General features: G+C 66.4%; 14 protein-coding genes and 1 pseudogene. 13 read left to right on the top strand and 2 right to left on the bottom strand.

Annotation, left to right across the window (positions count from 1 at the left end):
• The first annotated feature begins 64 nt into the window (after positions 1-64).
• The 12 genes and pseudogenes from DDA93_RS09070 (at position 65) to DDA93_RS09015 (ending at position 21,802) form a co-directional block, all read left to right on the top strand.
• The gene (locus tag DDA93_RS09070) at positions 65-1,564 is read left to right on the top strand and encodes an HNH endonuclease signature motif containing protein (protein WP_243400571.1); all 1,500 of its coding nucleotides are present in this window, start codon (positions 65-67) and stop codon (positions 1,562-1,564) included.
• Positions 1,565-1,603: 39 nt separating this feature from the next.
• Positions 1,604-1,900: an Asp-tRNA(Asn)/Glu-tRNA(Gln) amidotransferase subunit GatC gene (gatC, locus tag DDA93_RS09065; RefSeq protein WP_019483572.1), complete on the top strand. Its 297-nt coding sequence runs from the start codon at positions 1,604-1,606 to the stop codon at positions 1,898-1,900.
• A 3-nt stretch (positions 1,901-1,903) separates the two neighbouring features.
• Positions 1,904-3,475, top strand: a complete 1,572-nt coding sequence (gene gatA / locus DDA93_RS09060; RefSeq protein ID WP_116778572.1) for an Asp-tRNA(Asn)/Glu-tRNA(Gln) amidotransferase subunit GatA — start codon at positions 1,904-1,906, stop codon at positions 3,473-3,475.
• Positions 3,476-3,480: 5 nt separating this feature from the next.
• A complete protein-coding gene (gene gatB / locus DDA93_RS09055) occupies positions 3,481-4,989 on the top strand; it encodes an Asp-tRNA(Asn)/Glu-tRNA(Gln) amidotransferase subunit GatB (protein WP_024476937.1) in 1,509 nt (502 codons plus the stop codon).
• A 123-nt stretch (positions 4,990-5,112) separates the two neighbouring features.
• Positions 5,113-5,868 (top strand): hypothetical protein, encoded by a 756-nt coding sequence (locus tag DDA93_RS09050; protein ID WP_116778571.1) that lies wholly within the window; start codon positions 5,113-5,115, stop codon positions 5,866-5,868.
• A 132-nt stretch (positions 5,869-6,000) separates the two neighbouring features.
• A complete protein-coding gene (tdh, locus tag DDA93_RS09045) occupies positions 6,001-7,044 on the top strand; it encodes an L-threonine 3-dehydrogenase (protein WP_116778570.1) in 1,044 nt (347 codons plus the stop codon).
• Between the two features lie 8 nt (positions 7,045-7,052).
• A complete protein-coding gene (locus tag DDA93_RS09040; RefSeq protein ID WP_019483567.1) occupies positions 7,053-8,255 on the top strand; it encodes a glycine C-acetyltransferase in 1,203 nt (400 codons plus the stop codon).
• 141 nt (positions 8,256-8,396) lie between these two features.
• Positions 8,397-9,470 (top strand): FAD-dependent oxidoreductase, encoded by a 1,074-nt coding sequence (locus DDA93_RS09035; RefSeq protein WP_116778569.1) that lies wholly within the window; start codon positions 8,397-8,399, stop codon positions 9,468-9,470.
• A 149-nt stretch (positions 9,471-9,619) separates the two neighbouring features.
• On the top strand, positions 9,620-16,432 hold the full coding sequence (locus DDA93_RS09030; RefSeq protein ID WP_116778568.1) for a hypothetical protein: 6,813 nt from the start codon (positions 9,620-9,622) through the stop codon (positions 16,430-16,432).
• Between the two features lie 2 nt (positions 16,433-16,434).
• Positions 16,435-20,079, top strand: a complete 3,645-nt coding sequence (locus tag DDA93_RS09025; RefSeq protein ID WP_116778567.1) for a hypothetical protein — start codon at positions 16,435-16,437, stop codon at positions 20,077-20,079.
• A gap of 43 nt (positions 20,080-20,122) precedes the next feature.
• Positions 20,123-20,605 carry a TrkA C-terminal domain-containing protein gene (locus tag DDA93_RS09020; RefSeq protein WP_019483564.1) on the top strand — a complete coding sequence of 161 codons (483 nt, stop codon included), beginning with the start codon at positions 20,123-20,125 and terminating at the stop codon, positions 20,603-20,605.
• 7 nt (positions 20,606-20,612) lie between these two features.
• Positions 20,613-21,802: pseudogene (locus DDA93_RS09015) on the top strand (cation:proton antiporter).
• 44 nt (positions 21,803-21,846) lie between these two features.
• Here the strand turns inward: DDA93_RS09015 and DDA93_RS09010 are convergent.
• Positions 21,847-22,671, bottom strand: coding sequence for a siderophore-interacting protein (locus DDA93_RS09010; RefSeq protein WP_116778566.1), 825 nt, complete (start codon positions 22,669-22,671; stop codon positions 21,847-21,849).
• Between the two features lie 167 nt (positions 22,672-22,838).
• On the opposite strand from DDA93_RS09010, the gene DDA93_RS09005 reads away from it, so the two are divergent.
• Positions 22,839-23,570: a DsbA family protein gene (locus tag DDA93_RS09005; RefSeq protein WP_024476929.1), complete on the top strand. Its 732-nt coding sequence runs from the start codon at positions 22,839-22,841 to the stop codon at positions 23,568-23,570.
• Positions 23,571-23,575: 5 nt separating this feature from the next.
• Here DDA93_RS09005 and hutH read toward each other — a convergent pair whose 3' ends face one another.
• Positions 23,576-25,153 (bottom strand): histidine ammonia-lyase, encoded by a 1,578-nt coding sequence (gene hutH, locus DDA93_RS09000; RefSeq protein WP_019483560.1) that lies wholly within the window; start codon positions 25,151-25,153, stop codon positions 23,576-23,578.
• Positions 25,154-25,252: the final 99 nt, after the last annotated feature.

Raw genomic sequence — 25,252 nt, 5'->3', positions numbered from 1 at the left:
AGAGATTTATCCACATAAGCCCGAAAGCTCCTGAACTATCGGCGGCGTTTGGGACAATTGAGGTATGGACGGACGCGCAGCTCCATCGTTGAGCAGGAGGGGATTTACCTCTCAGGCAACGGCTCTGCGCGGGGCTGCGGGTCGTGGTGAGAAGGCCACTACGGGTTCCCCTGTTGCGGGTGTGGGTGTGGGTGTGGGTGCTGGTGTGGGTTCCACGCGAGCATTGGCTGTAGCTTTAGGGGCGCTTCGGCCAGCTGCCAACGCTGCGGGGCTGATCGATCAGCTACGTGGCCTGGAGGATTTGAAATCGGCGATCGCTGGGGTGCAGGCCCAGATCTCCGTCGCCGTTGACGTGCTGGAACGCCAAACCCAAGCCCAGGCCGGGACACCCGCTGCGGAGCAAGGGAAGGGCGTCAGCGCGCAGATCGCACTGGCCCGGCGTGAATCCCCAGCCCGCGGCAGCCGTCTCCTTGGGCTCGCGAGGGCGCTGGTGACGGAGATGCCGCATACGTTGGCGGCCCTGCATAACGGGCAGCTGAATGAATGGCGCGCAACGTTGATCGTGAAGGAAACTGCGTGCCTGTCCGCCGCTGACCGGTCCGCCGTCGACGAGGAACTCTGCCCCGACACCGGGACATTTGAGGGGCACGGCGACAAGGCCATCATCGCCGCCGCCCGGACCGCAAGCTACCGCAGGGACCCGCGCGCCGTGGTCAACCGGGCTGCCCACGCGGCAAACGAGCGGTTCGTGAGCATTCGGCCGGCACCGGACACGATGGCTTACCTCAGTGCGTTGTTGCCGGTGAAAAACGCTGTGGCCGCCTACGCCGCGTTGACCAGGCACGCTGATACGGCACGGGCCACCGGGGACACCCGGTCCCGGGGCCAGCTCATGGCCGATGCCCTCGTCGAACGGGTCACCGGCGCACCCGGGGGCGTCTCCCGGGTCGAGCTGCAGGTCATCATGACCGACCGGTCCCTTTTTCAGGGCGATAGCGAACCAGCCCGGATCCCCGGCTACGGCATCGTCCCGTCAGCGTGGGCCCGAGACCTCATCCGCCCCGGTGCGATACCTTCGCCTTCACCGAGCGGCAACAGATCTGCGACACCGCACGGCTCTGAGGAACACTCTGACCAAGGGCCCCCGACCTTCGAAGTGTGGCTTCGTCGCCTCTACACAGCCCCAACAACCGCAGACCTGGTGGCCATGGACTCCAAAGCCCGGCTCTTCACCCCGGCGCAACGCAGGTTCATCAGCGCCCGCGACGCCACCTGCCGCACCCCTTACTGCGACGCGCCGATCCGGCATTACGACCACATCATCCCCTGGCACAAGGATGGACCTACTTCGGTGGCGAACGGGGCAGGGCTTTGTGAAGTCTGCAACCACACCAAGGAACAACCCGGCTGGACAGCAGGTCCACATCCAGGATCCCGCCACACCCTCCGCGTCGCTACACCCACCGGCCACACCTACCAGGCCACCGCCCCACCCTTGCCCGGAGCCGGAACCGCAGTGTCCCCCGTGCCAGGCCGAATCGGTCGGGGCGTGCACCGCACGTAGACTGGAACCAAACACCAATTCATTGACCATGGGAGATTTATGGCTGAGATCAACCGTGAGGACGTTGCGCATCTGGCGCGGCTTGCCCACATCGACATGAGCGCCGAAGAGCTGGACCGGATGACCGGTGAGCTGGCAGTAATTGTTGACTCGATCAAGCGGGTCAGCGAGGTGGCAGGCGACGACATCCCCACCACCAGCCACCCCATTCCGCTCAGCAACGTGTACCGCGAAGACGTGATCGGTGAGACCCTCACCAACGAGGAAGCCCTCTCCGGTGCACCCGACAACGCTGACGGACGCTTCAAGGTCCCAGCCATCCTGGACGGGGAGTAACCCATGACTGAACTGATTCGGCTCAGCGCCGCGGCGCTCGCCCAGAAACTCGTTGCCAGGGAAATCTCGGCCGTTGAAGCCACCCAGGCTCACCTCGACCGGATTGCCCACGTGGACGGCGGCGACGACGGTGTCCACGCCTTCCTGCACGTCAATACCGACGAGGCGCTCGCCGTCGCCGCCGAAGTGGATCAGGCTCGTGCGAAGTCCGAGGACCTCCACCCGCTGGCCGGCGTTCCGATCGCGGTCAAGGACCTCATCGTCACCAAGGGCCAGCCCACCACCGCCGGCTCGAAGATCCTTGAAGGCTGGCACAGCCCCTACGACGCCACAGTGATCCGCCGACTCCGGGCCGCGGGTATGCCCATCCTCGGCAAGACCAACCTGGACGAGTTCGCCATGGGCTCCTCCACCGAGCACTCGGCGTATGGCCCCACCCGTAACCCGTGGGATCTGGATCGCATCCCCGGCGGATCGGGCGGTGGCTCAGCTGCCGCCGTCGCCGCTTTCGAGGCGCCGCTCGCGCTTGGCACCGATACCGGCGGTTCCATCCGCCAGCCCGGCGCTGTCACCGGCACGGTCGGCGTGAAGCCGACCTACGGCGGAGTTTCCCGGTACGGTGCCATCGCGATGGCGTCGTCGCTGGACCAAATTGGTCCCGTTTCGCGGACCGTGCTGGACTCGGCGCTGCTCCACGAGGTCATTGGCGGCCACGACCCCAACGACTCCACCTCCCTCACCGACCCTCTCGGCGCGCTCGTCGAGGCTGCCCGAATGGGCAACGTTGACGGCATGCGCATCGGCGTCATCAAGGAACTGCAGGGCGAGGGGTACCAGGCCGGTGTGCTGACCCGGTTCCAGGAATCGTTGGAACTGCTCCGTGGTGCGGGCGCCGAGATTGTCGAGGTGTCCTGCCCCAATTTCGAGTACGCGCTGGGCGCCTATTACCTGATCATGCCCTCCGAGGCGTCCTCAAACCTTGCCAAGTACGACGGCGTCCGGTTCGGTCTTCGGGTGGTGCCCGACGGCGCACCCACCATCGAACGTGTCATGGGCGCCACGCGTGCCGCAGGCTTCGGTGACGAGGTCAAACGGCGCATCATCCTGGGCACCTATGCGCTAAGCGCCGGCTACTACGACGCCTATTACGGCTCGGCGCAGAAGGTCCGCACGCTGATTCAGCGGGATTTCGATGCGGCCTTCAAGCAGGCCGACGTCCTGATCTCCCCGACTTCGCCGACCACTGCCTTCAAGCTGGGGGAGAAGCTCGACGATCCGCTGGCCATGTACCTGAACGACGTCGCCACTATCCCAGCGAACATGGCAGGCATACCCGGGCTGTCCCTGCCCGGCGGCCTCGCCGACGAGGATGGGCTGCCCGTCGGTATCCAGCTGTTGGCTCCCGCCCGCCAGGACGCCCGGCTGTACCGGGTGGGCGCGGTGCTGGAATCACTGCTCGAAGCCAGCTGGGGCGGTCCGCTGCTGGATCGCGCTCCGGAGCTGAGGCCTGACGCTTTGCGGTCCGGCGGCACAGCCGACCGCGTGGAGACTAGCACTGCAGGAGGAACCAACTGATGGCTATGGCAACTGAAGACATTCTGACCTTCGAGGAAGCCCTCGAGAAGTATGATCCGGTGCTGGGCTTCGAGGTCCATGTGGAGTTGAACACCCAGACCAAAATGTTCTCCTCGGCACCCAACGCGTTTGGTGACACCCCCAACACCAACGTCACCCCGGTGGACCTTGGTCTGCCGGGTGTGCTGCCGGTAGTGAACCGGGTGGCGGTGGAGTCTTCCATCAAGATCGGGCTGGCGCTGGGCTGCAAGATCGCCGAGAAGTGCTACTTCGCCCGGAAGAACTATTTCTACCCGGACACACCGAAGAACTTCCAGACCTCCCAGTTCGAGGACCCGATCGCCTATGACGGGTCCATTGACATTGAGCTGGCTGACGGCACCGTGTTCACCGTCGAGATTGAGCGCGCCCATATGGAAGAGGACGCCGGAAAGCTGACCCACATGGGTGGCTCCACCGGTCGGATCCAGGGCGCCGAGTTCTCCCTTGTGGACTACAACCGCGCCGGGGTGCCCCTCGTGGAAATTGTCACCAAGCCGATTGTCGGTGCCGGTGCCCGCGCTCCCGAGCTGGCGAAGGCGTACGTCGCTGCGATCCGCGAGATCGTCAAAAACCTTGGCGTATCTGACGCCAAAATGGAACGCGGCAACGTCCGCTGTGACGCGAACGTCTCCCTCAAGCCCAAGGGGCAGGAGAAGTTCGGCACCCGCACCGAGACGAAGAACGTGAACTCGCTGCGCGCCGTCGAGCACGCCGTCCGGTATGAGATCCAGCGCCACGCAGCGGTGCTCGATTCCGGGATCGCCATCATCCAGGAAACCCGCCACTGGCACGAGGACACCCGCTCGACGACGTCGGGCCGTCCCAAGTCCGACGCCGACGACTACCGCTATTTCCCCGAACCCGATCTGGTGCCTATCGTCACCACCGAGGAGTGGATCGAGCGGCTCCGCTCCGAATTGCCCGAGCCACCGGCCGAACGCCGCAAACGGCTGCAGCAGGATTGGGGCTACTCCGACGCCGAGTTCCGTGACGTCGTCAACGCCGGTGTGATGTCCTCCATCGAGGACACCATCGCTGCCGGAGTCAAACCCGCCGTCGCCCGTAAATGGTGGATGGGCGAGATTTCCCGCCGGGCGAAGGTGGCCGACGTCGAGCCGTCCGAGCTGGGTGTCACCCCCGAGCTGATCGTCGAACTGAACTCGCTGATCGAGTCCGGCAAGATCAACGACAAGCTGTCCCGGGAGGTGCTCGACGGCGTCCTCGCTGGCGAAGGCACACCCACCGAGGTGGTCGAGGCCCGCGGGCTGGCGGTCGTGTCCGACGACGGTCCGCTGCTCGAGGCGATCGATGCAGCACTGGCAGCCCAGCCCGATGTCGCCGACAAGATCCGCGGCGGCAAGGTGCAGGCTGTCGGCGCGATCGTGGGCGGCGTCATGAAAGCCACCCGCGGCCAGGCCGACGCCGGTCGGGTGCGGGAACTGATCCTGCAGCGCCTCGGCGTCGAGGGCTAACCCGCCGCTCCCAATTGAGGTGGGCAATCTGGACAAAAAGGGGGCAACATTACCTCTGCGAACGTCCAGGTTGCTCACCGTTTCTCCCTGAAAGGATCCTCGTGGCGAACAGGCTGGCGGACGGTGAGCGCTGAGAAGCCGGTCTGGACCCACCTGTCCCGTGTCCAGACCGAGGGCGATAACCACATCATGGAAGACGCCTGCGGCTACCGGCGCAACGCCGCGTGGATGATTGACGGCGCCACGTCCCTGCTGGCAGAGATCGACCTGCCCGGGGCATCCAACCCGTCCTGGTACGCGCAGGTCCTCAACCTCGCGCTGGCTGAACACGCCGGCCCCGCGGATCCCCGCGAGGTTCTGGCCGCGGCACTGAAAACCGTTGATGCGCTCGGGCAGCGGCTGGTCGGCGCTCGGTCCCACTTTTTCCCCAGCGCTGCGGTCTCCCTGGTGACCGCTGCCGACGACGGCGTCCAGGTGCTCAGCCTCGCCGACTGCCACGTCGTGGCCCGCCGGTACGACGGAAGTTGGCTGCACGCTGGAGTTCCGATCAGCGAACCCACCGGAACCCGCGCCGACCACCTGCAGGCCCGGCGGGACCGTAATACCGAGCACGGCGTCTGGGTGGCCCGGCGGGAACCCGAAGCAGCCGAGCGAGCCAGACTGGTGACAGTGGGGAAAGCGCACACCGTGGCGCTCGCTTCGGATGGTGCCTGGCGGGCAGTCGATCTGGGCCTGGTGGCGGGCCCTGAGGCTTTCCTCGATGCGGTCAGCACCCCCGGTGGTGCACAGGAGCTCATGTTGACCCTGCGCATCACCCAGCAGGAGATCGGCGAGACAGCGGACGACGCATCGGTGATGTGCGTGGCGCTGCAGGACTAGCCAGCCGCAACCCGGCTTTCCCGGAACCCGGCTGATACGCTGACGATGGTGCCACAGCACCGTCCAGGATGAACTGCACGCGCCGGGGCGTACCACGCTAACCTACCGTGTGCGGGTGGAAGGAACCCCTCAGTGAAGGCGCTTTACAAGTCCGGTCCGCACCCCGGTTTCGAACTGGTCGACCGGCCCGAACCGACGCCGGGCCTCGGCGAAGTCAAGATCCGCGTGATGACCACCGGGATCTGTGGCACCGATCTTCACATCGAGTCCTGGGACCAATGGGCCGCCAGCACCATCAACGCACCCCTGATTCCGGGGCACGAGTTCTACGGTGAAGTGGTTGAACTCGGCAACGGCGTGCGAGACGTCAAGGTGGGCGACCGGGTCTCCGGTGAAGGCCATATCGTCTGCGGAACGTGCCGCAACTGCCGCGCCGGTCGCCGTCAAATGTGTATCAGGACCGCCAGCGTCGGCGTACAGCGCGACGGCGCCTTCGCCGAGTTTGTGGTGATACCTGAACCGAACGTCTGGGTGCACCCCGCAGGCATCACCCCCGAGTTGGGCGCCATCTTCGACCCCTTCGGCAACGCAGTCCACACTGCCCTGAGTTTCCCCCTCGTCGGCGAGGACGTGCTGATAACGGGGGCCGGACCAATCGGACTGATGGCTGCCGCCGTCGCCCGCCACGCCGGCGCTCGCTACATTGCCGTCACCGACGTCTTCCAGCCCCGGCTCGATCTGGCACTCACCGTCGGCGCTGACCTGGCCGTGAACGTCAGCACCACCCGGATCGTTGACGCGCAGCGCCAGCTCGGGATGAGGGAAGGGTTCGACGTCGGCATGGAGATGTCCGGCCACCCCACGGCCCTGCCGGAGATGATCGACAACATGAACCATGGCGGCCGGATCGCCATGCTCGGGCTGCCGTCAGCCGATATCACCATCGACTGGGCCAAGATGGTCACGCACATGCTCACCCTGAAGGGCATCTACGGCCGCGAGATGTTCGAAACCTGGTACGCCATGAGCGCCATGCTGCAGTCCAACCCTATTCTGCAGCAGGCGATCTCGAGCGTGGTTACCGATACCCTGCCCGCGTCGCAGTGGCAGCAGGGCTTTAATACAGCACGCAACGGGGCCAGCGGCAAAGTGGTCCTGGACTGGACCGGATTCTAAGGAGCATCATGTACACGAGCATTCAGGATCAGCTGACCGAGGAGCTGGACGGTATCCGCAGCGCGGGTCTGTTCAAGAATGAGCGGCGGATTTCCTCCCCGCAGTCCAACCATATTGAAGCGGCAACGCTCGACGGCGCCCCCCAGCGGGTACTGAACTTCTGCGCCAATAACTACCTGGGATTGGCCGATCACCCGGACATCATCGCCGCCGCGAAACAGGCGCTCGATGACCGCGGCTTCGGTATGGCCTCCGTCCGGTTCATCTGCGGCACCCAGGATCTCCACCTGGAACTCGAGGCCCGGGTGTCACAATTCCTTGGCACCGAAGACACCATCCTGTTCTCCTCGTGCTTCGACGCCAACGGTGGGGTCTTCGAGTCCCTGTTGACCGCCGAAGACGCGGTGATTTCTGATGCGCTGAACCATGCGTCGATCATCGACGGCATCCGACTGTCCAAGGCCCAGCGGTACCGCTACGCCAACCGTGACATGACCGATCTGGAAGCGAAGCTCAAGGAGGCCGCAGGAGCCCGCCGGACCCTGATCGTCACCGACGGGGTGTTCTCGATGGACGGTTACCTCGCTCCGTTGGAGGCCATCTGCGACCTCGCCGAGCAGTACGGTGCGATGGTCATGGTGGATGATTCACATGCGGTCGGCTTTATGGGCAAAACCGGGGCCGGCACGCCCGAGCACGCCGGAGTCTCCAACCGGGTGGACATCTACACCGGTACCTTCGGGAAGGCACTGGGCGGGGCATCCGGCGGCTACGTCGCAGCGCACGCCGAGATCGTCGCGCTCCTTCGCCAGCGTGCCCGGCCGTACCTGTTCTCGAACTCCCTGGCACCGTCAATCGTCGCCGCCACCCTCACCGCCCTCGACCTGGTCCAGAACAGCGCCGACCTGCGGGCGCAACTCGAGGAAAACTCGGCACTGTTCCGGCGCCGGATGACCGAGGAAGGCTTCGAACTGCTCGACGGCGAGCACGCGATCATCCCGGTGATGTTCGGCGACGCCGCGCTGGCGGCCAAGGCCGCCGACGCCATGCTGGTTCGCGGCGTGTTTGTTACGGCGTTCAGTTTTCCTGTGGTGCCTCGCGGTGCCGCCCGGATCCGGGTGCAACTGTCCGCCGCCCACAGCGCCGAGGACATCGAGGCGTGTGTGCAGGCGTTCATCGGGGCGCGCGACGACGTCGCGGCCGCCACCTAGCCGGCGAACTGCCCAGCCCCGGCACCAGCCAGCCCGGCCGGCGTCGTGAACCCGGTTCGGTGACACGCCCCCGGCGTCCGTATTGCTCACCGAACTGCTGTCTTCCCGGAATCGACCCGGGCCGCCGGGTAGGCTGCAGGCATGGCACTCAACGCTGATGTTCTGATTGTCGGTGGCGGCATCGCCGGGCTGTCCCTGGCCTCGCTGCTCGCCGGGCACTGCACGGTGGTCCTCGTGGAGGCCGAACAGGAGCTCGCCTACCACGCCTCCTCCAGATCAGCCCGGCAACTCATCCCCAGCTACGGACCTCCCGCGGTGCAGCAGCTCACCAATCGCACCCTCGACCTGCTGCGCACCACCGAAAAAGACCACAACCTCCAACTCCTCGCGCCGCGCAGCTTCATGCTGATCGGATCCGAGCAGGACGTCGCTGAACGCTCCAGTGGCGCCATGACCGCGATCAGCCACCAGGAAGCGCTGTCCCTGTGCCGGCAGCTCCGGCCGGAAACGTTCGCCGCCGCGGGCATTGACACCACCTCGGTGGGGCTCGATTCCGCTGCCCTGATCGACCACCACCGGCAGGTAGCGTTCGGCGCCGGTGTCACGGTCCTTACCGGGGCCAAGATCCACTCGGCCCAACAGTTGAAAAACGGGTGGAATGTCGGGGCCGGCGCGCACGCCATTCATTCAGCGGTCCTCGTGAACGCTGCGGGGGCGTGGGCCGATGAGGTTGCGGTAATCTCCGGAGTGGAAATCCAGGGGCTCCGGCCCTACCGCCGGACCGCCGCCGTCGTGCGCATGACCGGCGAGCTGGCACCGGGAACACCGATGGTCGCGGCCGCCGACGACAGCTTCTATTTCCGGCGCGAAGGGGCAGGTGCACTGATTTCGCCCTGCGAATCGGTGCCAAGCGTTCCCGAGGACGCCCAACCGGTCGCCGCCGACCTGACGGCGTTACTGCACCGGTTGAATGAGGCGACCACCCTGGGAATCACCTCAATCGACCGCGCCTGGACCGGGCTGCGAACCTCGACCAAAGCCGGGTTGCCGGTGGTCGGGTTTGATCCCGAAGCCGCCGGGTTTTTCTGGCTGGCTGGCCAGGGCGGCTACGGTTTCCAGACGTCGTCGGGGATTGCTGAACTGGCGGCCGCACTGATCCTGGGCGAGGAGAGCAACGTCCCGCTGCTGGCCGACACGCTGCGCCCGACCCGCTAAACCCGACCCCAAAGGGCCGGCCCAAAAATACAATCGAATAAATTAACACATACGTTTTGAATAACCAAGAGTTTTGGTTGTCGAGTTTCTACTGCGGGTCCATAATCGTTCCATTCTGACGTGCTGGATATCCGCTGAGGAGCTGGGCAATGCCTTCACTACTGGATACACTCACACCCCTGCTCGGTGATGGCACGGAGCTCGGGGATTTCGGGGAAGCCCTCGACGAGTTCACCGTCGACGATCAGCAAACCCCCTCGAACCCCGGCGGTGTGACCGTCACCGGCTCGGTGTCCTTCGCTGCCGGGCTGAAACTGGGCGTCGACGTCGTCAGCAAACGTCTGGTCTGGACCCCCGCCGCGACTGCAGGTGGAGCGGACGCCTTCGGTGAAAACTCGTGGATTGACGTCCGCAACACCACCCTCACCTTCGAACTGCAGGTCCCGGGACTGGGCGGGGAGGACTTCACCCTCGACCTGAGCCTGAGCAATATTGTGTTGAAAGCCCCGTTCCTGCGCGGAGCCAAGCATCCCAGCCCGGGGGAGCTGGTCCCGGATCCGCAGAATCCTGACTTCACGTTCACCCTGCCGGACGTCGACTTCCAGATCTTCGGCGACGACGGCGGCACCGACGCCAGGTTCCTGGGCCTCGGCGACACCGGCACCGACGATCCCGCCATTGCCTCCTTCGTCACCATGCAGCCTCCGTTCGCGTTCATCGGGTCCACCGACGTGGTCGGCTTCGGATTCCGCTCCGGCATGCTCGATCTCTCCGGTGACGCCACCCCACCCGACGTCCTCGACCTGCTCAACCTTGGCGCCGAATGGCAGGGCCTTTATCTCCCAGAAATCCGGCTCTTCGTGGCTCCGAACGGCGCCCGCGACCTCTGCGTGGACGCCGGTGCCAAAAACCTCCTCATCGGCTTCGGCGCGACCTCCGGGGTGTCCGGGGACTTCGACCTGACCGTCGCCTACCAGGGCGCAGGAGCCCTCAAACTCGGGGCGCGCTTCTACGATGCGGCCGGGCGCTGCTACTCGCCGGTCGGCACCGGCGGAACCCGCACCGTCACCCTGCCCCCTCTCACCCGGATGGTCGCCGACGTTGAAGGCGGGTTGGCCCCCTACACCTTCACCATCACCGTCGACGGCGTCGCACAGCCGGCCGGCAGGGTCACCGACATCGATCTCTCCACCGACGCGAGCCGAAACATCGTCATCACCGTCAGGGACACCAGCGGCACTCCACAGACCGCCACCCTCACCCTGACGACGTCGGCCCTCGCCACGGTCCCGGGCGGTGGTACCAACGCCCAGCTTCGCACCGTCAGCACCACCACAGGTACCGTCCCGGCCGCCTCGCCGCGCCTGCGCGTCGACTCTGAAACCGTCGCGGGCACGACGACGACGGTTGTCCTCACTCTCGACGTCGACACGGCAACAGCGGCCACCACCGAATGGCGGGTCGACGGCGGTGCGCCAACGACAGGCGCTACGCTGTCCGTCAACGTCGGCCCGGGCCAACGCTTCTCGGTACAGGCCAGGCTTCCCGGGACCACCACCGTGGGGGCTGCCACCGCCTATTACCGCTTTGACACACCGGACCCGGGAGCCGAATCCGCGGCGCCAAGCCGGTCAGCCCCGGCACCCAATGCGGGTGCCGCCACCCCCTGGACGCAGGGCACCGACTCCGACGACACGCTCCGCCCGCTCCTCGCGGCGCTCCCCGCCGGGCACCCCATCTCCATCAGCGGGTACGCCAGTTTCGAGGGCACCGACACACCCACGGTCCGCCAATACAACGAACGGCTTGCCCGGCGCCGCGCCGATGCCCTCCAACTTCGCATCGAACGGCTCTGCCAGGAGCCCGCACTCACCGGCAGGAACCCGGTGATCACCGCTGCCGCCGACATGTCGGGGTGGACGGGGCAGGGGCCAGCCCTCGACGTCCGGCGGACCTTCTGGAAAGCGGAAGCGACCTGGCCGCCAGTGAGCACCGGGGACACGCTGGTCACGGCGGAACTGTGGCGGGAGGAAGCCACCGGCCCCGGCACCGATCTGACCACCCCCGACGCCGACCCCGGCACCCGCACCAACCCGCCTTCCTGGTTCCGGAAACTGGGCACAGTCGTCAGAATCGTCAGGAACACTTTCGTCTCCTGCGAAGTGTTCGGAGAGTTCGATATCCAGACCGCCGCCGAGAACCGGCTAGCCGGGCAGATGACCCCGGGGAGCGAGCTCAGCGCGGCCCGGGCCATCGGCCGCAACCCCGCCGACGGCATCATCAGAATCCGGTTCCTGATCGAAATCGACGAGGCTGTTGGCTCCGTGAGGATGACCGCCCAGTATGGGGCCCACCCCCAGGACACCGACGGACTCTACCTGTGGGGGATCCGGCCGGGAGAGGCGCTGCAGGCACCGGAGTTCGGGCTGGACTTCTTCGGCGCCACAGTGGTCCTGATGCCGCTGCTCTCCGAGACGGCAGGGGCGGTCGCCAACGAGGGGGCCATCGTCCAGATGGGGGTCACCGCCGCGATGCTCGCCATCCCGGCGGGCATTGCTTCCTCGGAGATTGTTAAGACCGAAAGGGTGGTGTGGCACGGCGGCGAGATCCTGCTCAACGCTGTCCCCGGCGCCAATGAACTGGTGGTGCTCTTCGACGTCGAGGCGGCCATCTCGATGGACATCGCTGGTCTCGTCGAGATCACCCGTGAGGCCCCGCTCTCGGTACGCTACAAGGCGGTGGGCATCAGGCTCGGGGACGGCGCTGCCGGTCAGCCGTTCCAGTTCCGGCCGGTGTTTGACGCAGCGAAGGGCTATTCCATCGAGGTGGCAGGTCCCGGCGGGCTGAAGATTGCCGAACCGCTCGGCGAGCTCCTGCAGGTACTCGGCGCACGGGTGGCACGCAACAATCCCCTCATCTTCGAGATTGACCTGGGTTTCGCCGTCGACCTTGGCGTCGTCAGCATCGACCGGGCCCGGCTGCGGGTTGCCTTCGAACCGTTCAGTTTCGCGATCACCGCTTTCGGCGCCTCCATCGACATTCCGGGTGCCATCGCTGGCAAAGGCTACCTGGAAATGAACGACAGCGAGATAAAGGGGCAGCTGGACCTGACCATCGTTCCCGTGTCGGTGCGGATCGCCGCAGGGGTGGGGGTGGCGAACATCAGCGAGGAGGACGGCGGACCGGCCACCGGCGTGATCGTCGCACTTGAGGTCGAGTTCCCGGTCGCCATCCCGCTGGGGCAGAGCGGCCTGGGGATCTACGGTTTCATGGGATTGTTCGCCATGAACTACGCACGCGACCTGACCGACATCGACACCTCCAACATGGCACCCGCACTGGCCTGGCTCCGGGCCACCGGCGGAAACCCCTTGAACCTGGAGTTCTGGAAGCCCGAGGTCAACACCTGGGCCTTTGGTGTTGGCGCAATCCTCGGCACCATGGGCAGCAGCGTCATCTTCAACCTCAAGGGCCTGATCATGCTGGAGCTGCCCGGCCCGCGGCTACTGCTGATCATGAAGGCGAAGCTGCTGGCCGTGATGCCGAACCTGGGCGGCAACGCCGAAGGCACCTTCCTGGCCGTCATCGACCTCGACATGGGGCGCGGGACTCTCACCATCGGCATTTCCATTGACTTCGACATCTCACCGCTGCTGGAACTCCATATCCCGGTCGAAGCTTTCTTCAACTTCACCGATGTGGCGGACTGGCACCTGTACCTCGGCCGGCAGCGCAGCCCCATCCACGCCAACATCCTTGAGGTGTTCGACGGCACGGGCTACCTGATGCTCTCCGGCAACGGGCTTGCCCTGGACAACCTGCCCGAAGTCTACGGATTCTCCATCGGTACCGGCCTCCACGTCTCGTTTGAATGGGGGGACCGCAGTAGCGGCCTCTACGCCGAACTCGCTGCCGGCTTTGATGCGGTGGTGGGGTTCGACCCGTTCTGCCTCGCCGGGATCCTGTATGTCCGGGGCAGCCTTCACCTCTTCATCATTGAGGTGAGCGCCTGGGCCAAGCTGGACGTCTTCGTGGGGGAGAAGATGATCGGCGGCAACCCGGCCAAGGTGTCACGCATCAGCGGCGAGATCTGCGGACGGGTGAAGTTCCTGTTCTTCTCCGTGCAGGGCTGCGTCACTTTTGAACTTGGCGAGACGGCGATCCAGACCCCGCCCCCGCCGCCGCTGGTCGAAATCCTCAAGTTGGTGGGCAGGTCACCGGCGCTAGTCCAGGGCTCAGGCGTCGACAAACCGATCGACAGCGGCCTGGCCGACGCCGCCGAATCCCTGGCCGCGGTGGACCCCGAGAATGGTGTTCCCCTGGACGCCATTCCGGTACTCATGATGAACCTGCCCCCGGTCGCCGATCCGGCAGTTCGGTTCAAGGGCGAGGTGCTGGCCGGCAGCACCGGAGTCGCTCCCGGGGGATGGGTCAAGAAAGGATCCGCGTCCTATAAATTCACCCTGACCTCAGTGGAGCTCGACCCGGTGGGCCCCGACGGCGGTGTGCTGCCGGGGGGATTCACCGACGGATCGACACCGGCTACCTGGTGGGAGCAAAAAAGTGGCGACACGGCCCTGTCGGCCCAACTGGCGCTCCTGAGCTGGCTCCCGGAGGGAACCCCCAAGGCAGTCGAAACCGGGTACTCGCTCGAGGAGACGGTCACCGACAGCTGGGGAACCATCTGTGATCCCATTGCCCCGCCGACGTCGGTCCTGTTCACTTTCCTCGGCGAACCCCTGGGGCCATCCGAGGCCGGCTGGCACCTTACCGGGCTGCCCTGGCCGGACCCGCCGGGAAGCCACCGGTCGATACCGCCGGACAACCACCTGACCGTGACCGAGCGCTGGCGCTCGGGCGACTTCTCGGTCGACAGTCTCCTCGCCGTCGTCCCCGCCCAGGTTGAGGGGCTCGCCGTGACCTGCCCGGAGGTCAGGGAAGCCAACCGGGCGGACACCCGTCGTCCCGAACTGGACGGATCAGTCGAGGCCAACAACCCGGTCCTCGCGGCCCTCGGAGGCAAGGAGCCAGAGGAAACGGTGTTGCCTCGCGTCGACTGGGGCGATGTGGTCACCAACCCGGACCCCGACCTCACCGTCCACCGGGCGCAACTGCTGGATGGTGTTCCGATCAAGCAGGGCCGCGCCAAATGTTCCAGCCGGGCGCTCGCTGCACCCGTCTACGACGCCCGTGACCCCATGCACCACGGTGACGAAGAGCGGAAACAAGACATCCACGAGGGCTGGAAAGCCGCGGGATTCCAGCCGGGGCCACTCGATAATGCGGTGGTGCTGCGCACCGGCCCCTTCACCGCGGTGGTGTTGTATCTGCTGGTGCGCAGAGAGTTGCTGGAGGGCGGACTCGTGGTCTGTGCCTTTGACGCCGAGGAAAATGAACTTTCCAGGGACGTTGTCACCCCCGCCGTCACCACTCTCCCCGCCCGCTGGACCGACGCTGCCGGACCCTGGGGTGCGGACACGTTCCTGCTCAGCCAGCAAGCCACGGCCATGACCCGGCTGGGGTACTTCCCCGTCGTCGTTGAGGTTAAGGGCGGCGTGAAGGCTGACCACCTTCAGATTGGGATGCCACCCGAGGATTCAATCAACGAGCGCCTCGACGCCCGCGGCTACTATCTGGCCGGCACCGAACTGACCCGGACCGCCGAGTTCCTGCGCTTCGACTGGGACCAGACCGAACGCGACTCCCGCCAGGCCGCGGTCGCCAATGTCCTCGGCGGCGACACGGACGACCACGCGCTGCTCCACCCCGACACCGTCTACCGCGCAACAGTCGGGTACTCCGTGCAGGCTCGACCCGTCCTTCCCGACGGGACCGATGGAACGGCCGTCGACGTCGCCAGTTCCCCGCAGCAGTTCTTCTTCAGAACCGACAACCTGCCACCCCGGCGACTCGACCCCTGGATCCTCGGCAGCACCCCGCAGGAGGGTGAGCAGCACTTTCCCACCGGGGAACCCATCAAGATCATTTTCGGCACCACCAACGTGGTCAGGATGTTCGCGGCCTACGGCAAACGGCTTCAGGTGCGGTTGCGGTCCTCAGCCTTCCGCCCCATCCAGGCGAAACCCGGCTTCGTCCACCCGTTGGTGTTGCGGCCCTGGACCGCAGCCGGAGGCAACAACCCGGAGCTCGTCGCGGCGGCGGTCCTATCACCCTGGGAGCAGGCGCTGGCTGGGGTACTGACCGGCAGTTGCATCCCCGTGGATGAGGAACGCGTCAGGCACTCGGTGGAAACCGTGGGAGTGGAACTTGAGAGCTACACCGACTACATCATGGATGTGGAAACCGCCGATTTGACGGCGCCCGACGGCGCGCAGGGTGAGGTGATCTGGCGCCGCTCCTTCAGCACCGGCGCCTACGCCTCGGTCGAAGAGTTCAGTGGGTCGTTCGCCGACGCCAAGATTGTGCACCGGTACGCTGCGCCGGCGGCGCTGCAGACCGTTGCCGCATCCTTCGCGGCGCGCCCTCCGGAAGGCGCCGAACTTGACCAGGCGCTCACTGCGGCGGGGCTGGAGCCAATGGGCGTGCCTAAATCCGGTCAGATTGTGGTGTTCTGGGAAACTGCGGCGCCGGGCTCGGTCCCCCAACCGGCAGCTGTCCTCATCGATGCGTCAGAGCCAATGTGGCGTAGTCGTGGGGTGGCAGTCGAAGAGGTGGATTCGGCGGTAGCCGGCAACCGCCGCTACAAGATGGTGCAGCGCAGGTGGCTGGAGCTCGCTGAGAGGCCCAGCGCTGGCGCAGTCGTGGACCGGATGGTGATGGGGCCGGGCGGCCAGCGTGCCCTGGTCTCCCTCAAACCAGGGTCCCGCGGCAAGCGCCTGACCCTGGTCCTGGCCCGTCTCGCGCAACCCGAGACGTATCTCGACGGCCCGGCGGCCGCAGATAGTGCGTTTACCGTCGCCGACCTCCAACTCACCTCCGCGCCGTGGGAAGAGACTGACTGATCATGAGCTACGTATTCAATTCCCGCCGGTTCCAGGCCGAGGGCGTCGCCATCAATTGGGCGGTTCACGCCCGCACCCTTGGCGGATTGAAAGAGTATTCACGCACCCTCAAGGTCAGGCCGGCGAACGTGCAGCTACGGTGGCTGACCAACCAGGAGATCGGCATACCCAGCCGGCCGTTCAGCGTCTGGCGCCGGCCGGCCATGCGCGCCGAACGCACCGACTTCACCTTCCGTGCGGTCGTCATCCCCTCGTTGGGCGGGCGTACCCTGGTGACCTGGCACGGGACCCGGCTGGTGACCGCCCACCTGTTCCTCAGCGGCGCTGCCGGCTACATCTACGCTTTTGCCGGCTGGCCCACCACCTCAGGCGCCGTGGCTGTCAGGCGTTTCGAGCCGGGGGCCGGAGCCGTCCAGATTGGTGCCGGGGCGATGGACGGCCTCCTGGTGGACCCCGGCATTGTGATCGAGTCGATTCTGGGCACCGACCTGGCCCAGTATGACGAGGGAATGGGGTGGGAGGAACTGGAGCATGTGGGTCTGCCCGTTGACAGTGCACGGTGGGCGGGGACCGCCTACGGCAGCCACCCGCAGGGCATGCTGGTGGACGCCTCTGGCCCTGCACCGGCACTCACCGACCCCGTCACGGCTGCCGGACAGCGGCTGGAACGCGGCGCGCCGTCGTCGGGCTGGGACCCGCACCTCACGGCAGGAATCACCGCGCCCGGCTGGCAGGAACCGGATTTTACGGCGGTCATCGATGACGCCAACGCCTCGCTGGTGCACCACCTGGCGGTCATCTCGAACTCCCACCCGCCGCAGGAGCACGCTGGGCGGACCATTGCCATCACCATGCCGCCACCGGCCAACTCCAGTGGCGGCTCGGCGCCCGGCAGTCCCACCACCTCGCTGGTCTCACCGTGGGGCATGACGCTGCTGGCGGCCGGAGCGGATCCCTATGCCGCGCTCACCCTCGGCATGGGCACAGCGTACGGGCCCGATGAGCTGCCCAAGGACGATCACGGCGAGCGCAGCGGCTACGACTACCTGGTCACAGCCACCTACGAGAAAGGTCTTGACGGGCAATCGGCAGAACGCACCTACGCGGCGGTGGTCCCGTCGCCGCAGCCCGGGATTGCACCGCTGGCGCCGGCCGGGGTTTTGGTGCGGACCATGGGCTATCTGCGCCCGATGGACAGGGACGCGCCGTGGCGGACGTCCCTCCGCACCGGGTGGGAGCGGCCGCTGGCAACCCCGTTGGCTCGTCCACGCAGCTTCGCTTTCGCCCGGGTGTCCCGCCCGGGGGACCTCGCGGCGTCGTCCTTGCTGCCCCCTCGGGTGGGCGGCGGCTGGCTGCCCGGCATCATCAATGACGCCCCGGTGGAGGGGGACCCGGCCCCGCACAGGATTTCGGCGGTCGACCGCGAAATTCCCATCCCGACCGATCCGGGAAGTATCTCTCCGAGCTACTCTGTCGCACATCAGGACCTCTACGGGCTGTGGAGCAAATGGCGCACCGCCGGAGTCACCGTTGATCAACCGGCCGTCGACGGCGTCAGGATTGTCAGTGCCGCCCTGACCGCGGTGGGCAGCCCGACGGCGGGGAGCCTCGTTGCCGCGCAACTGGAGGTCGAGTTCCTGTGGGACTGGTCCGCCAGGGGGCCGCTGGCCATCCGGTTTGCTGGCAGACTCTTCGCCGCACCGCTTCACGGTTCGCAACCCCCCGATACCTCGGTGCCAGGTGGGCTGCAGCGCAGCCTCGGTGGGGGAGGCGCGTTTGCCGACGTCGTCTTCGTTGGCGATGAAGGCTCCGGCGGGGGGATGACCCTGACGGGCCTGAATCTTGCGGGCGACGCGGTGGTGGAGATGGGCCCCGCGGGGCAGGGGGAGCGGGAACGGCGATACCGTCTGCGGATTCCCGGTTTCAGCCTGGACTTTGATGCATCGGGCCATATCGGGTTGGCGCTGTGGGCTATCGGGAGGGAACGGGTCCTGCCTCAACGGTGGGGCGCCTGGCCAGCGGATCCCAGCGTCGTGACGACCTCGGATCCACGCCCACCAGCAGTTGTCATGAACACCCTGCCAACGGTGGCCCTGGGTAGCCTCCCCGACGCAAACGGGGAATCTCATGCACGCCTGTCCTGGTCGTCCGCTGGGTCGGTGGCCGGCTACGCCATCTACGAATCCACCGAGACCAAGTTACTGCAGAACGCCGGGTTGCCACCGGCTGATCTGGAGGCCCCGCTGTCCCAACGGCTCGAGGCGATGAAGGACGTCTTCAACAACGATCCCTCCAGACGCGCCTTCACCCGCCGCAACGCCACCCTGGTCTCCGGGACATCCGCCGATGTAACGCTGCCCCGCGGTACCACCGACATTCACGCCTTTGTGATCATCGGAGTCAGCGCCGGCCAGGTCGAGGCGCCCTGGCCGTCCGGGCCTGACGCGGCTGACCAATGGTTTGCCTACGCGGTTCCGCGCCGGTCCCAGCCTGCCCCGCCGACCCTTGAGCTCCATGCGGTGGAGGATGCGGGTGTTTATAAGGCCCGGGTGCTGGTCGGTGCGCGCGACGGCGCAGCGGTGACCCGGGTGGAACTGCACCGGGTCCGGGTGGACGAGGCTGTCGCATCACTGGGCACCATGGGACCGCCCGTGGCAGCCGTGTCCGCAAGCACACCCGGGTGGACCATCGGTGCGGGCCCGGCGCCCGGCGGGATCCGGACCCTGGACGGGTTCGACGTTCCTGACGGTTCCTGGAAACGGCTCTGGTACCGGGCCACCGTCTGGAGCAGCGACGACCCCTCCCGCGGCATCCTCGGCGACCGCTCGGATGCGAGTTCAGCCGCCTGGGTGGTGGTACCCCCAGCAGGGCCCCCCGACCTCTCTGCGCTGACCGTCGCACCCGGTGCGGGCGGTCCCGGGGAGGTGCTGGTCAGGTGGACCAGCCGGGCCCCGGCCGTGCGCAGCCCGCTGGGCACCCACCGGATTTCCGTCGCCGCAACCGTCCCCCTCGGGGCCGCGTTAATCGACTCCTCCGAACAACTCGGGTTGGTGACCGAGGTGGAACCCACCACCGGATCGGGATTCTGGCGAATTGAAGCCCTCGCCGGAGCGCCGACCGGCTATCGGGCACTCCTCCGCCGGGCCGACCCCGGGGACATCATCGAGGTGAGGGTGATCATCACCGATCCGCTGGGCCGGACCAGCACCGAAACCGTGACAGTCCCACCCGGATCGCTGCTGCCGGCGCCGGAAATCAACGGACTCGCCCTCGCTCGTCGGCAGCCCCTGACCGGGGTGCTCGCTGAGTGGCAGAGCAGTACGCCTCCTGCGGCCACTCCTGCTGGCTCGTTCCGGTTGCGGGTGACCCTGCGGCCCCGTGCCAGTGGGCCTTTCCCGGGGCGGCCTTTCCCGGGGCGGCCACCCAGGCCGGTGGTCATTGACGGCAATCTTGAGGAGGTGCCGGTGGCGACCCCCGAGGCGGCCTCCACCCGGACCCAGGTGGGGCGGTATCCCTCACGGGCGGGGGAGTACTGGGTGTACAGCCCGGCGGCACCGGATCGGATCACCGTCCGGCTGACCGGCCCCGATGGCCGGAGTGCGGAGCAAAGCATCCAGCTCCGGTTACGGCCACCGTTTCGCCTTTAGGAAGAGGTAAACGCCGGGGCCCCACAGGTCTAGAATTAGCGCTATGAAGGTCGATAAGACGCCGCTGCCCGGCATTGGCATGCGCAAAGACATTGTGACGTCCTCGGGGCGCCGCATCGGAACTGTCACCCAGCGTGATGGTGAAACCGCCCTGATCATCTCCAGGCAGGACGACCCGGACGCCTGCCTGGTATCCATTCCACTGACGGCCGACGAAGCCGCAACCCTGGGTAACCTGCTCGGCGCCCACCAACTGGTGGCCCAGCTGACCGAAGAGCACCGGGATCTTCCCGGTGTGAACACCCGCCAGTTCCTGATTATCAGCGGGTCGCCGTTCGACGGCTACCGGCTCGGCGAAACCAGGATGCGAACCCGCACCGGTGCCTCAGTGGTGGCTGCCCTGCGCGAGGGCAGGGTCGAGCCATCGCCAGCACCCGATTTCACCCTGCACGCCGGAGACCTCCTCGTTGCCGTCGGGACCGCCGAAGGTCTGGACGCTGCCGCCGATATCCTCAGCGGCGGCTGAGGCTGGTTTGGAGGCCAGCAGCGCACTGACATTAATCGAACTGGGGGCGGTGTTCTTCTGCCTCGGTGTCCTTGGACGGCTTGCCGGTCGAATTGGTCTCTCTCCCATACCGCTCTACCTCCTGGGCGGGCTGTTTTTCGGCAACGGTGGATTGATCGAGCTGGAGGGGCTCAACGAATTCAGTGAGATCGCCAGTGAAATTGGTGTGATCCTGCTGCTGCTCATGCTGGGCCTCGAATACACGGCCAAAGAACTGGTGACCGGGCTTCGGCAGTCCTGGCTCTCCGGCGTCCTGGATATCGTCCTGAATTTCACGCCCGGAGCCGTGGTCGCCCTGCTGCTGGGCTGGGGCCCGGTGGGGGCGATGGTGATGGGTGGCGTGACCTACATTTCGTCGTCCGGCATTGTGGCGAAGGTGCTCACCGACCTGGGCCGGCTGGGTAACCGGGAAACCCCGGTGATCCTGTCACTGCTCGTGTTCGAAGACCTGGCGATGGCCGTGTACCTGCCCATTCTGACCACCGTCCTGGCCGGCGCGAGTTTCGCCGGTGGCATGCAGTCGGTGGGAATCTCCCTCGTCGTCGTAACCGTGGTGCTCATCATTGCCCTGCGGTTCGGGAACGTGGTCTCAGCGGTGGTGGACAGCAAGGATCGTGAGGTTTTCCTCCTGACCGTGCTCGGTGCGGCTCTTCTGGTGGCTGGCGTTGCCGCGGCAATGCAGGTGTCCGCCGCAGTCGGCGCGTTCCTGCTCGGCATCGCGATTTCGGGAGCGACAGCCACCAACGCCACCCGTCTGCTCGAACCCCTGCGGGACCTTTTTGCAGCAATCTTTTTCGTCGTGTTCGGTCTGAACACCGACCCTGCGACGATTCCTCCGGTGCTCGGCGTCGCGGTCCTCCTGGCCTTCATCACCGCCCTGACGAAGATCGGGACGGGGTGGTGGGCCGCACGGCGGCAGGGGGTAGGTCGGCTGGGCCGTGCGCGGGCCGGCGTGGCGCTGATTGCCCGCGGTGAGTTTTCGATTGTGATCGCCGGGCTGGCTGTCGCGTCGGGCGCGTGACCGGGGAACTGGCTGCCCTGGCCACCGCATATGTGCTGCTGACCGCGATTATCGGTCCGGTTGCGGCCCGCCTGGTCGAGCCGGCGATGGGCTTGCTGCAGCGCAAACCCCGTCCCGAGCCGCTTCCCGCGGGCTAGCGACCCCGACACGAGCCCTTCGTGCACTCCGGCACGGATACGGCTCAGTCGAGGATCTTGCCGACCGGTTCCCGCTTTTCAGCCTGGAACCGGTCCTCGGTCCGTCCCAGCGCCCAATAGCCCGACAGTGATACCTGGCTGCGGTTCAGGCCGTGCTCCACGAAGAAGACATCGCGGAGCTGCTTCATGGCCTCCCGCTCCCCATGTGCAAAAACCTGCACCCGGCCGGTGCGCCACCGTGCCTGCCGCACAGCCGCTGCCAGCAGGGCGCCCGCGGTGGTCCCGCGGCGGTACAACCAGACGAGGTCAACACCCGGAGGAGCGGTGAGGTCCTGGTGGTCGGCGTCGTCTTCCACCTCGATGAAGGCCAGCCCGACGGCGTCGGCCGGGAGTGTTTCCAGCGCCGCGGCCACAGCGGGCATGGCAGTTTCATCGGCGGCGAAGAGGTGCCAGTCGGCGGTGGTATCGGGAGCGTACCCGCCGCCGGGACCGGTCACCACCAGGGTGTCTCCCGGCTGGGCCGCGGCCGCCCACGGTCCGGCAAGCCCCTCGTCGCCATGCACCACGAAGTCGATGGCCAGACGCTGCGCGGCGTAGTCCACCCAGCGCAGAGTGTAGGTCCGGGTGGCGGGAAGGTCGGCGGGGTCGAGTGTCTCCCGGAGTGCCTGATGATCGTACGGGGGCACCAGACCGAGTTCGGGCCTGGCGAAATGGATCTTCACGTACCTGTCGGTGAACTCATTGCGCCCGAACGCGGTGAACCCCTCGCCCCCCGCCACCACCCGCACCATGGCTGGGGTCAACCACTCGGTGCTCTGGACAGTCAGAACAGTCTGCGGCTTGGGTTTGCGCACCGGGGCAACGCTCATGGGGTCGAACTCCTTTAGCTCGTAGGGAACCGGGTTCCGGGCCCGAAAACAGGTAGTTTGACCCTACCCCGACCCGTAAAAACGCCCGACCAGCTATGTACTAATTAACTGCATCCAAGGGGTGCATGATGGTTGACCTACGTGCAGAGGCACTTTAACGTTGGGGCGTGAGCGACGCCGACATCAACTTTTATTTCGACCCCGTCTGCCCCTTCGCCTGGATGACCAGTAAATGGGTCCGCCAGGTGATGGGTCAGCGGGACTACGCGGTTGAGTGGCGATTCATTTCGCTACGGTTGATCAACTCGCACCTCGACTATGCCTCGCACTTCCCGCCGGAATACGAGGCCGGGCACACAGCAGGGCTCCGGCTGCTCAGGGTGGCGGCACGTGCTCGCGTTGAGCAGGGGCCAGAGGCGGTGGGAGCCTTCTACGCCGCCTGCGGCAAGCACATTTTCGAGTCGGACCCGGTTCCCGACGACGGCGATCCGGCCGTGGACCGTCGTGGCACCCGTGCGTTCGCTGAACAGATCCTGGCCAGTGCCGGGCTGCCTGCCGACCTGGCTGCTGCGCTCGACGACGCAGGGTTCGACAGCCTGATCCAGTCCGAAGGTGATGAAGCGCTGGCCCTCACCGGCAAGGATGTGGGCACCCCGATCATCCACTTCAAGCCGCCCACGGGGGTGGCGTTTTTCGGCCCGGTCATCAGCCGTCTGCCCAGCGATGACGAGGCAGTCCAGCTGTGGGACCACGTCGTCGGGTTGGCTGGCTTCGCCGGGTTCGCAGAGCTGAAGCGCAGCCTCAGAGAGCGTCCACAACTCCCCGCACTGGGCGTTCCAGCTGGGGACACCGGTGTTCAGGAGGACTGGCACGGCGGTAGCCGCCGGACCAAAAAGTAGGTGGCCTAGGCCAGCGCGTCGCCCAGCGTATCCTGCACCGCGGTGAGCAAAGATCCGTTGTCCACCAGGACACGAACCGCCTCAATCTCCGGCGCCAGGTACCGGTCGGTGCCAGGTCCTTCGACCACCTGACGGACGGCCGCGCGCACCGCGTGCGGCCCGACTGCACTGCGCGAGGTGGCCAGACCGCCGTCGCGCATGTCCAGGGCACGCGCCGAGGTGAGGATCTCGATGGCCAGCACCCGCGTCAGCCCGTCCAGTGCGCGGCGGAGTTTGAGACCGGCTGACCAGCCCATCGACACGTGGTCTTCCTGCATCGCCGAGGAGGGGATGGAATCCACTGAGGCGGGGTTTGCGAGCCGCTTCAGTTCGGACACAATCCCGGCCTGCGTGTACTGGGCAATCATGTGGCCCGAGTCGACACCCGGATCATGCGCAAGGAACGGGTTCAGACCGTGGTTGCGGGCCTTGTCCAGGAAACGGTCGGTGCGGCGTTCGCTCATGGAAGCCACATCGGCGACGGCGATCGCCAGGAAATCGAGTGCGTACCCTACGGGGGCGCCATGGAAATTGCCGTTGGACTCCACCCGACCGTCAACGGTCACCACCGGGTTGTCGATGGCCGATCCCAGTTCGATGGCAGCCACCGATTCGACGTAGGCAAGCGTTGACCGCGCGGCGCCATGGACCTGCGGGGCGCAGCGCAGCGAATAGGCGTCCTGCACCCGGGTGCTGCGGTGTTCGCTGAGTTCACTGGCCGAATGCTGCTGGATCAGCGGCGACCCCGCCAGGAGCCGTCGGATGTTCGCGGCCGAGGATATCTGGCCCGGGTGGGGGCGGAGCGCGTGGATATCGGCGGCAAACACGCTGTCCGTTCCGAGGAGTCCCTCAACGCTCATGGCCGCGGCGAGATCGGCGGTTTTCAGGAGCCGGTGGAGGTCCGCCGAGGCCATGATCAGCATGCCGAGCATCCCGTCAGTGCCGTTGATCAGGGCGAGCCCTTCCTTTTCGCGTAGCTCCACCGGGGTGATCCCCGCGGCGGCCAACGCCTGCGCGGCGGGCAGCAGGACGCCGTCGTTGTCCCGCACGTCCCCCTCACCCATCAGGGCGAGCGCTATGTGCGAGAGCGGGGCCAGATCGCCGGAACAGCCCAGCGACCCGTACTCGCCAACCACCGGAGTGATTCCCGCGTTGAGGAGTGCGGCGTAAGTCCGGGCCACCAGCGGGCGGACCCCGGTGCGTCCGGTAGCCATCGTCGACAGCCGCCCGAGCATCAGGCCGCGCACCACCTCGCGGTCCACCTCGGCGCCGGAGGACGCGGCATGGCTGCGGATCAGGCTTCGCTGCAACTGGGTGCGCTGCGCCACCGGGATATGCGTGGTGGCCAGGGCGCCGAAACCGGTGGACACGCCGTAATGAGGAATGGGGTCGTTGACCAGCTCCTCGATCACCTGCCGGGACGCTTTCATCGCGAGGATGGACTCCTCAAGGATGCTGACCTTGGCGCCATGCCGCGCCACCGCGACGACGTCGTCCGGCCGAAGGGCGCCGACGCCCACGTTGACGGTCTGGGTACTGCCCACCTGGGACCCGCTTTCACAATAAGTCTTGCCAATGAATGAAAAGAGCGTTTCAATAAGTGAAATGCATTATGACCAGCAATGCAAGACCCAGCTTCAAAA

Origin of the sequence: Arthrobacter sp. Bz4 (assembly GCF_003075455.1) — a bacterium.
Lineage (GTDB): Bacteria > Actinomycetota > Actinomycetes > Actinomycetales > Micrococcaceae > Arthrobacter_D.
This window is presented reverse-complemented; position numbering and strand designations above follow the sequence as displayed.